General features: G+C 57.7%; 14 protein-coding genes. 7 read left to right on the top strand and 7 right to left on the bottom strand.

The window, feature by feature from the left end; all coding sequences use genetic code 11:
• The first annotated feature begins 58 nt into the window (after nucleotides 1-58).
• Nucleotides 59-1,105 carry an SDR family oxidoreductase gene (locus CU100_RS06065; protein WP_106715576.1) on the top strand — a complete coding sequence of 349 codons (1,047 nt, stop codon included), beginning with the start codon at nucleotides 59-61 and terminating at the stop codon, nucleotides 1,103-1,105.
• Nucleotides 1,106-1,112: 7 nt separating this feature from the next.
• On the opposite strand, the gene CU100_RS06060 is transcribed toward CU100_RS06065, so the two are convergent.
• From CU100_RS06060 to CU100_RS06050, 3 genes are all read right to left on the bottom strand, one after another.
• The gene (locus tag CU100_RS06060) at nucleotides 1,113-1,652 is read right to left on the bottom strand and encodes a DinB family protein (protein WP_106715575.1); all 540 of its coding nucleotides are present in this window, start codon (nucleotides 1,650-1,652) and stop codon (nucleotides 1,113-1,115) included.
• A 17-nt stretch (nucleotides 1,653-1,669) separates the two neighbouring features.
• Nucleotides 1,670-3,175 carry an IMP dehydrogenase gene (gene guaB, locus CU100_RS06055; RefSeq protein ID WP_106715574.1) on the bottom strand — a complete coding sequence of 502 codons (1,506 nt, stop codon included), beginning with the start codon at nucleotides 3,173-3,175 and terminating at the stop codon, nucleotides 1,670-1,672.
• Between the two features lie 200 nt (nucleotides 3,176-3,375).
• Nucleotides 3,376-4,359 (bottom strand): MBL fold metallo-hydrolase, encoded by a 984-nt coding sequence (locus CU100_RS06050; protein ID WP_106715573.1) that lies wholly within the window; start codon nucleotides 4,357-4,359, stop codon nucleotides 3,376-3,378.
• 235 nt (nucleotides 4,360-4,594) lie between these two features.
• On the opposite strand from CU100_RS06050, the gene CU100_RS06045 reads away from it, so the two are divergent.
• Together CU100_RS06045 and CU100_RS06040 are read left to right on the top strand one after the other, a co-directional pair.
• Complete coding sequence (locus CU100_RS06045) at nucleotides 4,595-5,998, top strand: MFS transporter (RefSeq protein ID WP_106715572.1); 1,404 nt, start codon at nucleotides 4,595-4,597, stop codon at nucleotides 5,996-5,998.
• Between the two features lie 80 nt (nucleotides 5,999-6,078).
• Nucleotides 6,079-6,777: a class I SAM-dependent methyltransferase gene (locus CU100_RS06040; RefSeq protein ID WP_106715571.1), complete on the top strand. Its 699-nt coding sequence runs from the start codon at nucleotides 6,079-6,081 to the stop codon at nucleotides 6,775-6,777.
• 51 nt (nucleotides 6,778-6,828) lie between these two features.
• Here the strand turns inward: CU100_RS06040 and CU100_RS06035 are convergent, their stop codons facing one another.
• The 3 genes from CU100_RS06035 to CU100_RS06025 form a co-directional block, all read right to left on the bottom strand.
• Entirely contained in the window at nucleotides 6,829-7,575 is a 747-nt protein-coding gene (locus tag CU100_RS06035; RefSeq protein WP_106715570.1) for an RlmE family RNA methyltransferase, read from the bottom strand.
• A 19-nt stretch (nucleotides 7,576-7,594) separates the two neighbouring features.
• A complete protein-coding gene (locus tag CU100_RS06030; RefSeq protein ID WP_106716033.1) occupies nucleotides 7,595-9,049 on the bottom strand; it encodes a Ppx/GppA phosphatase family protein in 1,455 nt (484 codons plus the stop codon).
• A 148-nt stretch (nucleotides 9,050-9,197) separates the two neighbouring features.
• A complete protein-coding gene (locus tag CU100_RS06025; RefSeq protein ID WP_106715569.1) occupies nucleotides 9,198-10,130 on the bottom strand; it encodes an NAD-dependent epimerase/dehydratase family protein in 933 nt (310 codons plus the stop codon).
• A gap of 227 nt (nucleotides 10,131-10,357) precedes the next feature.
• Between CU100_RS06025 and CU100_RS26755 the strand changes: the two genes are divergently transcribed.
• Complete coding sequence (locus CU100_RS26755; protein WP_170113741.1) at nucleotides 10,358-10,531, top strand: hypothetical protein; 174 nt, start codon at nucleotides 10,358-10,360, stop codon at nucleotides 10,529-10,531.
• 204 nt (nucleotides 10,532-10,735) lie between these two features.
• Here CU100_RS26755 and CU100_RS26535 read toward each other — a convergent pair whose 3' ends face one another.
• The gene (locus tag CU100_RS26535) at nucleotides 10,736-11,032 is read right to left on the bottom strand and encodes a hypothetical protein (RefSeq protein ID WP_146141801.1); all 297 of its coding nucleotides are present in this window, start codon (nucleotides 11,030-11,032) and stop codon (nucleotides 10,736-10,738) included.
• Between the two features lie 250 nt (nucleotides 11,033-11,282).
• Between CU100_RS26535 and CU100_RS26750 the strand changes: the two genes are divergently transcribed.
• The 3 genes from CU100_RS26750 to CU100_RS06010 all read left to right on the top strand — a co-directional run bounded on the left by CU100_RS26750 (nucleotide 11,283) and on the right by CU100_RS06010 (nucleotide 12,184).
• Nucleotides 11,283-11,423 carry a hypothetical protein gene (locus CU100_RS26750; protein WP_170113740.1) on the top strand — a complete coding sequence of 47 codons (141 nt, stop codon included), beginning with the start codon at nucleotides 11,283-11,285 and terminating at the stop codon, nucleotides 11,421-11,423.
• Between the two features lie 236 nt (nucleotides 11,424-11,659).
• Entirely contained in the window at nucleotides 11,660-11,869 is a 210-nt protein-coding gene (locus tag CU100_RS06015) for a hypothetical protein (RefSeq protein WP_106716032.1), read from the top strand.
• 51 nt (nucleotides 11,870-11,920) lie between these two features.
• Entirely contained in the window at nucleotides 11,921-12,184 is a 264-nt protein-coding gene (locus CU100_RS06010; RefSeq protein ID WP_245418924.1) for a hypothetical protein, read from the top strand.
• Nucleotides 12,185-12,349: the final 165 nt, after the last annotated feature.

Below are 12,349 nucleotides of genomic sequence, written 5' to 3'. Positions count from 1 at the left end.
TACGCAAACTTTTCCGCATGTTTCATACTCCGTTGGAAATCGAACTGGAGTAACGAACATGACCAAAAAGGCAGTAATTGTCGGTGCCAACGGGATCATCGGCAGCAATTTGACGGCCCATCTCGCGGCACTGGATTGGGAGGTGGTTGGCCTGTCACGGAGCGGTGGAAATACGAGCGGCAATGTCAGCCACATTGCGGTCGACTTGCTTGATGCGACCGAGGCCAAAGCGAAGCTCGCGCACCTGACCGACGTGACGCACATCTTTTATGCGGCGTATCAGGACCGGCCCAGCTGGGCTGAGCTCGTGCCGCCAAATCTCGCCATGCTAGTGAACGTGGTGAACGCAATCGAGCCGGTTGCGCCACGTCTGGAGCACATCAGCCTGATGCAGGGTTACAAGGTGTATGGCGCTCATCTCGGCCCGTTCAAGACACCGGCACGCGAATCTGACGCCAACCACATGCCGCCGGAATTCAACATCGACCAGCAGGATTTTCTGGAAGCGCTACAGAAAGGAAAGCGCTGGACATGGTCGGCGCTGCGACCTTCGGTCGTGATCGGCTTCGCGCTCGGCAACCCCATGAACCTTGCTTCGGTCATCGCCGTCTATGCCTCGATGTCAAAGGAGCTCGGTATTCCGCTGCGGTTTCCGGGCAAGCCCGGCGCCTATGACAGCTTGCTGGAGATGACGGATGCAGGCCTTTTGGCACGTGCGACCGTTTTCATCGCGACAAACCCACGATGCGGCAATCAGGCGTTCAACATCAACAATGGCGACCTCTTCCGCTGGAGCGAGATGTGGCCGAAGATTGCGCGGTTTTTCGACCTGGAGGTGGCGCCGCCTCTGCCAATGTCATTGAATGTAATCATGGCCGACAAGGAAGATTTGTGGAAACAAATGATCGAGAAGCATGACCTCGCCAAAACACCGTACAACGATGTGTCGTCCTGGAGTTTCGGCGACGCGGTCTTTGGCTGGGATTATGACTTCTTTGCCGACGGCACGAAGCTGCGCCGCGCCGGATTTCACGACTATGTCGATACAGAAGAAATGTTCATGCGCGTGTTCAGCGACCTTCGTGAAAGAGGGATCATCCCGTGACAATAGATCACTCGGTGAATGGCTCGCCCTGACGACGCACCTTATCAGCATTCAGAAAGAACTCGTCGAGCTGAGGCGGCGGGACACTGGTTCCGGCCAGCATGGCATGGGCCTGCCCACGATGGTGGATCTGATGCACGAACAGGTGCGAGAGCAGGAGATAGACCGGCTCTTGTGAACTATCGCCGTTGCCCCAGCTGATCGACACGATGCGATCGAGATCTTCGGGTTGGAAATCGTCACACAGCCCGATAAGACTATTATCGAACTCTATCTGCGCACGTTTGAGGTCCGGTGCTCTGGGATAGGGAACATCGCCGATGAGGTCGATATTGCTGCGCCCTTTGCCGATCATATCCGCCATATACATATGGTCGACGATGAGATTGTGATTGAGCGTCAGCTGGATGGACGGAAAGAAGCTGGTACGCTCTTGAGCAAATTCTTCGTCAGTGAGCTGTTCACAGGCACTCAATAGCCGGTAATTCGACCAGGCGCTGTTACGCGCCATGGCCGAAAAATGTTCGCGAAGGGCGGTATCAGACATCGCCCTTCACCGTGGGATCAGTTGCCGCCGGGGTAGTTGGGACTTTCGCGGGTGATCGTGACATCATGGGTGTGGCTTTCGCGCAGACCTGCATTGGTGATGCGAACGAATGTAGCCTTTTCGCGGAATTCTTCCAGATTTTTTGCACCAACGTAACCCATCGATGCTCTGAGGCCGCCTGCAAGCTGATGCAGAACGCCTGAGACCGGGCCTTTATAGGCGACCTGACCTTCGATGCCCTCTGGCACGAGCTTCAGTTCGTCGCGCACTTCAGCCTGGAAATAGCGGTCAGCCGAGCCCCGCGCCATTGCCCCAACCGATCCCATGCCGCGATAGGCCTTGAAGGAACGTCCCTGGTACAGGTAGACCTCGCCAGGGCTCTCCTCCGTACCGGCGAGCGCAGAACCTGCCATGGCAGCGGAAGCGCCGGCGGCAAGCGCCTTGGCGAAATCGCCGGAATACTTGATCCCGCCATCGGCGATGACCGGTACGTTGGACTTGTGTGCTGCTTCGACGGCCGACATGATCGCCGAAAGCTGCGGCACGCCAACACCGGCGACGATGCGCGTGGTGCAGATCGATCCCGGTCCGATACCGACCTTGACCGCATCGGCGCCCGCATCGATCAGCGCCTGCGTACCTGCGGCAGTGGCGACATTGCCGGCGATGATGCGCACCGCATTCGACATCTTCTTGGCCCGGGTGACGGCGTCGAGAACGCGCTGCGAATGGCCATGCGCAGTATCGATGACGAGGACGTCGACACCGGCAGCAATCAGCCGCTCGGCGCGCTCGAAACCATCTTCGCCGACACTCGATGCCGCAGCAACGCGGAGCCGCCCTTGCGAATCCTTGGCTGCGTTTGGATTGAGCTGCGACTTTTCCATGTCCTTGACCGTGATCAGGCCAACGCAATAGCCCTTGTCATCTACGACCAGCAGTTTTTCGATGCGGTGCTGATGCAAGAGCCGCTTTGCCTCTTCGTGCTGAACGTTGTTTTCCCGCACCGTAATGAGATTTTCGCGCGTCATAAGTTCGTAGATCTTCTGCGCAGGATCGGAGGCAAACCTTACATCGCGGTTGGTGAGGATACCGACGAGGCGGCCCGGTTTGCGGCTGCCCTCACCCGAATTTTCAACCACCGGAATGCCGGAGATACCATGCGCCCGCATCAGCGCCTGCGCGTCGGCAAGCGTTGCGTCGGGTCCGATGGTAACAGGATTGACGACCATGCCGGATTCGAACTTCTTGACCTGCCGGACTTCCTCGGCCTGCAACTCGGGGGCGAGATTGCGATGGATGACGCCCATGCCACCGGCCTGCGCCATGGCAATGGCGAGGCGCGACTCAGTGACCGTGTCCATAGCCGCCGAAAGCAGGGGCAGGTTCAGCTCGATATCGGGAGCGATGCGGGTGCGGATGTCCGTCTGGCCCGGCATGACCTCGGAATGACCGGGCTGGAGCAGGACATCATCAAATGTCAGTGCCAGCGCGCCTGTCGCGGATTCAACGATTTTTGCCATGACCAATTTCCTTGCAATCTCGGTAATACGACTAAAGGGCGCCACTGTGGTGGAGCGCCGATCAAGTTCTGTTCAAGTGAATTGGCACGGGCTGGTAACACGAATATGTCGCTTTGAAAAGCTCAAAACGCAATTACTGGCGTTGTAACCGCAACGCTAGCGCATAATGTTGTGCCTACCTCACGGATCCACCGGTCAGGTCAAACATCGAACTGATAGGTGACCGGAACGAACCGATAGCCAACTTCCTGTTTTTCTACAAAGCCGACCCCGGGGAACGGCATATGGTAGCCAATGAACGGCACCTTGTCCGCCGCAATCATGTCGAAGACCTTCTTGCGCGTCGCCGCGCCCATAGCCTTGTCTGTATCAAAAGCGACTTCCCAGTCCGGCCTCTGCAATGATGCGACGTAATGATTGGCCGTATCAGCTGTCAGAACAAGGCGCTTGCCTGCTGATTCTACATGGAAAATCATGTGCCCCGGCGTGTGGCCGTAGGCCGCCTCGCTGGTGATTCCGGGAACCACGGCGTCGCCAGCCTTGATGAACGTGAACTTCTCGGCAAGCGGCTTGACCTTGGCATTGACGGCTTTGGCATTGCCCTCGGCCGACGTGCCTGTTCGGGCAGTGTCAGTCCAGAGATCATACTCGATCTGGCCACCGACATAGCGGGCGTTCGGGAAGCCAGGCGTCTCCCCATTTATCAGGCCGCCGATATGATCGCCGTGCATATGCGTGATGACGACAAGTGTGACCTGGTCCGGTGTGTAGCCGGCTCCCTTCATATTGGCTTCAAGCTGGCCAAGGCCATTCTGGCGGCCACCTTCACCAAAGCCCGTATCGACAAGCACCAGATCAGAGCCGGTATTGATCAGAACCGGAGTGAAGCCATTGACTATTTTCGTTTCGGGCAGGAAATTTGCGCGCATCAATTCGGCGACAGCCTCCTGACTTTGATTGGCGCCGAACGTCGGAAAAGGACCGTCGCCGGGTCGAAGCCCGTCGAGGAGGGTCGTGATCTCGAAATCGCCCAGCTTGAACCGCTTGAACCCGGGAGACTTTACATCGGATTGGGGAACGGCTGCTTGCGCATCGCCGGAAATGACCTGGGACATGGCCAATCCGCCAGCCATGGCGCTTGACGCTAGAAAGAGGTTGCGACGGGAAATCTCGTATGCAGACATGGGATCATCTCCTGGAGGCATTTGAGTTAGGCAACAGGCGCCGCGGCAACATCGGCAGCTGTTGCTCCGTTCCTGCTGAATAGCCCAAAAATGACCTTGGCTGGATCACTTCTGATTGATCGCCGCTTGAGCGCACCTGTCGCGAGTGGTATCGGACACGCATCATGGCGAACCGAGTCCCCCTCCCCACGATTTGCCGCCTGCTTTCTCATATTCTTGAGAACTGGAATTCAGCTTGAACCGTGTCGTTCCCCTTGTCCTTGCCGTCGCCCTGTTCATGGAGAATATGGATTCGACCGTCATCGCAACATCGTTACCGGCCATCGCCGCCGATATCGGCACCAGCCCGATCGCGCTGAAGCTCGCGTTGACGGCCTACCTCGTATCGCTGGCGGTCTTCATACCCGTCAGCGGCTGGATGGCCGACAGGTTTGGCGCAAAGAATGTGTTTCGCGCCGCCATTGTCGTCTTCGTTCTCGGATCGATAGCCTGCGCCGTTTCTGGCTCGCTGCTCGCCTTCGTGGTAGCGCGCTTTCTACAAGGTATTGGCGGTGCGATGATGACGCCCGTTGGCCGCCTCGTGCTGGTGCGTTCGACGCCTCGCAACGAACTTGTGGGAGCGATGGCATGGCTGACCATGCCTGCACTCATCGGGCCACTCATCGGCCCGCCGGTCGGAGGTTTTCTGACGACCTATTTCAGCTGGCACTGGATATTTCTGATCAATGTTCCGATCGGCATCATCGGCATCATCGTCGCCACGCGCTATCTACCGTCCATCGAGACGCTGGTGCAGCGTCCCCTCGACGTTCCGGGCTTCTTTTTGAGCGGTATTGCTGCTTCGGGCATCGTCTTTGGCCTGTCGGTCGTCAGCCTGCCAGCCCTGCCGACATGGGTGGGATTGGCGACGCTCGCTACTGGGATCGTCTCTGCGGCACTTTATCTTTTCCATGCTCGCAGAACCGCCGAGCCGCTGCTCGCACTCAATCTCCTGGACAATCAAATCTTCCGGGCGGCAATCGTTGGCGGCAGCCTTTTTCGGATCGGGGTCGGCGCCATACCCTTCCTCCTGCCGCTGATGTTTCAGATCGGCTTCGGACTGACGCCCTTCCAATCCGGAATGATCACATTCGTGTCGGCGCTGGGAGCGATGAGCATGAAGCTCGTCACCAAGTGGTTTTACCGAAAAACCGGCTTCCGCAACTCGCTGATGTATGGCTCGTTCGTCGCCGCCATATTCGTTGCCATCAACGGGTTTTTCACGCCGGAGACGCCTTACTGGATAATGATCCTGCTGCTTCTTGCGGGCGGGTTTTTCCGTTCACTGTTCTTTACGGGGACGAATGCTCTCGCCTATGCGGATATTCCGAATGAACAGACGAGCCAGGCAACGCCGATCAGTTCCGTTGCCCAGCAGATTTCCATAGCGCTAGGCGTCGCCGTCGCGGGCGGTCTCCTCGAAGTTACGACCAAGATTCACGGCGGGCCGCTACAGCTCTCTGATTTCCACATCGCCTTCTTTGTCGTGGCGGCGATATCGGGACTGGCATGCCTGTCGTTCCGAACGTTGGGCCCGGACGCGGGTTCGGAAGTATCGGGGCACCGGCCGCTGATGAAAGCGGCGACACCCGCGGAATAGACTCCATATGCCGCGCGCCAATATGGCTGCGCTTGCTTATGTACTTTGCATCGATATGCCAGACGGAGCGATGATCTAACATGACGGACGAAGACCATTTGCCGAATGTGCCCGACAGCGGAGGCGCCTTCAACAGCGCCCATGCGCGAACTTACGCTGAGGGCCCACCGAGACAAGTACCAGGCTTTGCTGGCCTTCACCGCATGTCCTCTATGCTGCTCGCGGAGCGTGTCCCGTTGCAAGGAAGCCTTCTCGTTCTGGGCGCAGGGGGCGGGTTGGAATTGAAGTCTTTTGCCGACGATCATGCCGGTTGGACGTTTGACGGCGTCGACCCTTCGGCCGATATGCTTCGGGTAGCTGAACAGAATGTGGAGCTGCACTCTGCGCGTGTGCGCCTCCACGAGGGTTTCATCGATTCAGCACCAATGGGACCGTTCGACGGCGCTGCCTGCCTGTTGACGCTGCACTTCGTTCCACGCGAGCAACGCCTCGATACGCTCTGTCAGATCCAACGCCGTCTGGCACCGGGTGCACCATTTGTCGTCGCTCACATCAGCTTTCCGCAAACGGAGCCGGAGCGGTCACTTTGGATTGCCCGTCACGTCGCATTCGCTGGAATCAACCCCGCCAACGAGGAAAGGGCCAAGCGGGCCATCGCTACCAAGCTGACGATTCTGTCGCCTGAAGAAGACGAGGCTTTGCTGCGCGGAGCAGGTTTCTCAAACGTCAGCCTGTTCTATGCCGGCCTCAGTTTCAGGGGTTGGGTGGCATACGCATAATTGTTCTAGTTGCATCGCCGGACCCTCGATTTCGTATTGTCTACGGCCAAACTACAGACCGCGATGATCTTCATCTGGTTGATCCCGATCGTCCGGCAACCCCTTGAAGTCCCTTGCCAGCAAGTAGAGCTCGACCGATTCTGCACGGGACGCCGGAGGCTTGACGTGATGGACGGATTTGAAGTGCTTCTTGAGGAGTGTGAGCACTTCATTCTCGGTTCCGCCCTGGAACGTCTTCGTCAGGAAGTGCCCGCCGGGGCGCAGCACCGAAACCGCAAAGTCGGCGGCTACTTCGCATAAGTGCGTGGTGCGGATATGGTCGGTGCGCCGGTGGCCGGTCGTGGGTGCGGCCATGTCGGACAGGACGATGTCCGGTTGGCCGCCCAGCGCTTCCATGAGCCTGTCCGGTGCGGCGTCATCGAGAAAATCCATCTCGAGCAAGGTAACGCCCGGCAGTGGATCTATGTGGAGATAGTCAATGCCGACGACCGTCGGCACGTCTTGCGGAGAACCGACGATCGACGCCGCAATCTGGCTCCAGCCACCGGGAGCCGCACCAAGGTCGATGATGCGCTGTCCTTTTTTCAGGATCTTGTAGCGATCATTGATCTCGATCAGCTTGTAAGCTGCGCGCGAACGATAGCCATCCGCCTTCGAGCGTTGCACATAGGGATCGTTGATGTGACGCTCCAGCCAGCGGCGCGACGATTCCTTGATCGTGCCCGCCTTCTTCTTGATCTTGGTGTGCAGTCCGCGCGTGCCTGTGCCGCCTCGTCCCCCTGTCGTTGTCTTAGCCATAAGGGCCCCTATTCCCGGGTCATGCGGTTGCACGCAACCAGCGATTGCGCCACGCGCCATCACGCGACATGAGTTCAGTCAAAATACCTTCGCGCAGGCCCCGGTCCGCCACCCGCAGTTTCTGGCTGGGCCACACATTGCGGATCGCGTCGAGAATGGCACAACCGGCAAGTACGAGATCGGCCCGGTCAGCACCGATGCAGGGATTGGCGACGCGTTCATCGAAGCTCCACGACAAGAGCTTGCTGGTCATTTCCGTGACATCATCATTCTGCATCCAGATACCATCGATGCGCCGACGGTCATAGCGCTCAAGGCCGAGGTGAATGCCCGCGAGAGTGGTGACAGTGCCGGATGTTCCGAGCAGATGAAAGTTCTGGCTCTTGACGAGATCTCCGAGCTTGTGGCGCTCGGAGAACTCCTCGATCAATCCCGCAACATGATCGACCATGACCGCGAAATTGTCGGAGGTCACGTCCCGCCCGCCGAAACGCTCGGCCAAGGTGACGACGCCAACGGGAAGGGACGTCCAGGCGATAATGTGCTCGGCAAGACGCGGCGAGCGGCGTTCGGAAACATCAATCAGCGCGATCTCCGAGGATCCGCCGCCAATATCGAACAGAACGACCGCGTCAGTCTCCCGCTCGACCAGCGTTCCGCAGCCCGATACCGCCAACCGGGCTTCGGTCTGCCGGTTGATGATCTCGAGTTCGAGGCCGGTTTCGCGCTTGACCCGGTCCAGAAACTCTTCGCCGTTCGAAGCCTGGCGGCAAGCTTCGGTGGCGATAAGCCGCGCCCGGCGGACGTCGTGACTGTCAAGCTTGTCCCGGCAAATCTTGAGAGCTTCAACAGCTCGGTCCATGGCGTTGTCGTTCAAACGCCCGGTGGCGCCAAGCCCTTCGCCAAGACGAACTATGCGGGAAAAGGCATCGATAACGCGAAATTGCCCCGGTCGCGTCGGAGAGGCTACGAGAAGGCGGCAATTGTTGGTACCAAGGTCCAGCGCTGCATAGAGGGGCGCCCCCGCATATCTGGATTGAACACGCTGGACTTCCCGCGCCGGCGCAGGCTGGCTTGGTTGCACGGCTACGGTTGGGGATGCCGCAGTGGCAACTTTGACGCTGGACCGGCCGCGGCGGCGAAAGCGGTTGGGCCGCCGCTTCTTGCCTGTCCTGGCTGGAACGACTGTCGAAGCGTCTGCCGCGCCAGGCTGAACTTGCGCTACAACAGGTTCATCCGGCGAAACAGGTGTCTGTTTCGACTTCCCGCGCTTTCTGCGGCGCGCACGTTTCTTGTGGTTCTTGTCGAAGCGTCCTTCGCGGGAATCGGACGGATTTTCCTGCCTGTTCTGGGCAGGGTTGCCGTGGGGCCCGGTTCCTTCCTTGGCGAGACTTCCGGTGCCGTTGAGCACCTCGCCATCACCAGACGCCCCTCCATTCGACGCGGCGAGCGCATCTCTCTCGGGGTCTTTCAAATTCTTATCCTTCAAGCGCCGCGCGAACCACAAGGACGCAAGCAGGACGCTTTTCAATTAACGTTGGATATAATGTAACATCATTTGCCGATTATCCAAGAGACCATTTGACTTCTATCCGGAGGGCAGTCCAACCGGCGCTCCTATATCAACGAGCGCGAGCTATCCGGTATACTTCCTCAAGTTGCGAAGGTGTATCCTCAACGGCGTCCCAGCCTGTTTCCCGGAGCTTGGCCGAACTTGCCACGAGATCTTCATTCAACTTCTCCCAGCGTTCGCCCTGCCGTGTCACGCGAGCCGCGAGGTTAAGCAACCAAGGCGGGCAGGAAAAAATCCCGGGACTACGACCCAGCCCGCGTCGCATGGCGCAAAGTATCTGCGGAACCGTAACCGGCAGCTTGTCGGAAACGATGAAAGTGCCCGCATCGGTTGTGGGTTCGTTGAGGCAGTGAATAATTGCCCTGCATAGCGCAGAACGATCGACCAGGGACCGGCGTCCCGACAGCGCCCCCAGAGGCAAAGGCAGTGGTAGTGCTGCAAGCTTCAGGAGCATGGCAAGATTGCCCTTGGCACCCGCTCCATAAACGAGAACAGGCCGCAGGATCGTATAATTGCCCTTTGGCATCGCGGTCGCGATCTCGGCCTCGGCAGCCAGTTTGGCCTGCCCGTAATCGTTCGACGGCGCCGGCAGGTCGGTTTCTTTGACGATACCTTTGTGAGCGCTCGCACACTGCGCGCGAATCGATGAGACAAAGATAAACTTGCCGGAAATTACCTTGTGGGCGGCTTTCGCAAGTTTCGCAGCCAAAACGCAGTTGACTGCCCGGTAGGCATCAGCGGCGCCGGAAAGCTGGGTATGCGCAATTGCCGCGAGGTGCACGACATGCTCGACGTCCTCGAGCAAATGTCGAAACATTTCATCGGGATCTCCGGGCGAAAGCAATTGCCTGCTTTGCCCATTCGAGCCATCAGCGGAACGTGTGGCGCTAATCACTCGATATCCGGACGCTTCCAGCTGGCTAACCAGTTCCACGCCGATGAAACCTGAGGCTCCTGTTACAAGGACCACGCTCCCCGTCATTTCTACCCTTCCAAGCGTCGCAACAGGACGTTTTCATATTATTGCGCTTAACGGAATTAGATCGAAAGGGCTAGCCGCCGCCAATAGGGGCCCACGACGTGATTGTGGTAACCTCAGAGGTACAAAGGATATCGTGATCTTTTGCTCCCTGCTTCTCACACATGTTCTCGTTGATAATTCGCGCCCAAGTTGTATTAAAGCGCCTGCACAATCTTGAGTCGTCTCCTATGTCCGAGAATGATCGTCAGCCAGTAAAATTCGTTGGTGTCTTGCTACTCGCCGCTATTCTATTGGCGTTTCTTGTTCTTGTCTGGCTGATCGGCGCCGCATTCGCAGGGTCAGGCGTTCCGAGTGGAAACCTGGTGGAACGAATGATTTACACCAGCGTTTTGGTGGGCTGACAGCGTTGTCCGTCAGCGGAGGCTTGGCACCGGCTTAGCTTTTGCCCTCCCCGGGGCGGTGCCAAGCCTCACCTTCAGAGGAGTAACATGGAGGTTTCGATGAACTCGCGCGTTGCCAGCTTCTGGATGAACTTTGCAATGTTCGCCACATTCATAACGCTTCTGCTTCTCCTAAATCCCTGACGATTCTTCGGCCAAATTTGGCTAGACCGACCACGCCACCCTGGCGCAGAACTGCTGCGCAGAGATGGCAAACGGGATTTGATTCAAAGAGGCGCTGCCGGAGCAGCGCCTTTTTTTCAGATCAGGCGGTTTTGTTCGATGAGCTGGCGTGTGCGCCGCAACTTCCCGTCGCTGTCCAACACCTCGCGCCGAGGAGGCTTCCTCGCCGGAGGTATCGTTATTTTCACGGGTGTTTCCTGAGATGAGGCGACCGGTTTCTTGATCTTCTTGAGCAAGTTCAAAGCATGGATCAACATCTTCTGGGTCCTCCAATGCCATAAAGCCTGTACCGGATCGATGATGCGGTGAGGGTCTTTCGGCTATGTGGCTGATGTCGATAATTCTAGCATAAATCCGCCCCTTCCGATAGGTATCCAGGGAGCCGCAATTAAACCGCAAATGACAGTGAACACTGTTGCTCGTCTTTTGGCCAGGCTTGGCACTTCGCGGCGTCAGAGGTTCTCGACCCGCCAATCTCACTCCAAATTGTCGAAGCACGCCCACTCGTATCAAGCCGCAGGAGAGTACCATGGCCAAAGGTCAGCAGCGCAGCAATCGCGAAGTACGCAAACCCAAGAAGGAGAAGGTCGCTCCCAAAGCCGATGTTCCCTTCAGCTCCATGATCAAGAAGGCGGAAAGTGCGGCGCCGAAAGCGAAATCCAAGGCCTGACTTTTCCCTATAGCCCAGCCGCGATAGGCAGACCGGAGACGTTGGAACGCAGATGGGATGACCATCTGCCACAGAACCGGTTTTGCCCAGCGTCTGCTCGCACAACATCGGAACAAGGCCCGCACAATGACGGACCGGGCCAATTACAAGTACCATCGCGAATGTGAACAAAACAGGAACAAATTCCTTTCCATATATGCACGGTTGTGGCAATCTTCGTGAAAAAGGAGATTCTGATGAACGCCATATCCAGACAACCGGACGACGAAATTGAAGAGGCTCTTGCCTATCACCAGGGCGATGCACGCGCCACAATTGCGGCCCTACTGGCGGAGCGGGATTTCCTTTTGCGTGAGATAGAATATGCCTCTCTGGCCATGTCCTACGGCTTCGCCCGGGGTTGGAAGCCTGGAACAGGCTCGGCACGCCAAAGCACTGCACGATAGACTTGAGGGACTTCACGTGCGATGGTTGCATATCCAATAATGCGAGATGCGATGAAACATAGTCCGAAACAGATGCCTGAAGTTGGCGTACACCCAAAACGGGTCCTGAGCCCTTCAGAGCAGAAAAGTCTGGCAACCACTGCTGCCGCTTCAGCAATCATCAATGATGAAACACATAAGTGGGAAAGCAAGACGGCGCGCCTCAAGGCATTACGGCTTGCCAAGGAAGCTGAAGAGCAGGCTGAGATCGCTGCACGTCCACCGGCTGCTCCCAAAGCAAAGAAAACCACCCGGGCCGCTGCCAAGGCCAAGTAGCAGCAGCGCAGACACCTGACGTCTTCCGATCATGCGTCCTAAGGCGTACCGGCTGCGCGCCAGTGCCTGCCGGCGAAAATATTTCCAAATAAAAAGAGCCCGAAAAGACTGGAGAATAGACTTTAGTCGATCGATCCGAAATTATTTCTGGGGTCTTGGCATTGA

Source organism: Phyllobacterium endophyticum (assembly GCF_003010935.1).
GTDB classification, from domain to species: domain Bacteria; phylum Pseudomonadota; class Alphaproteobacteria; order Rhizobiales; family Rhizobiaceae; genus Phyllobacterium; species Phyllobacterium endophyticum.
This window is presented reverse-complemented; position numbering and strand designations above follow the sequence as displayed.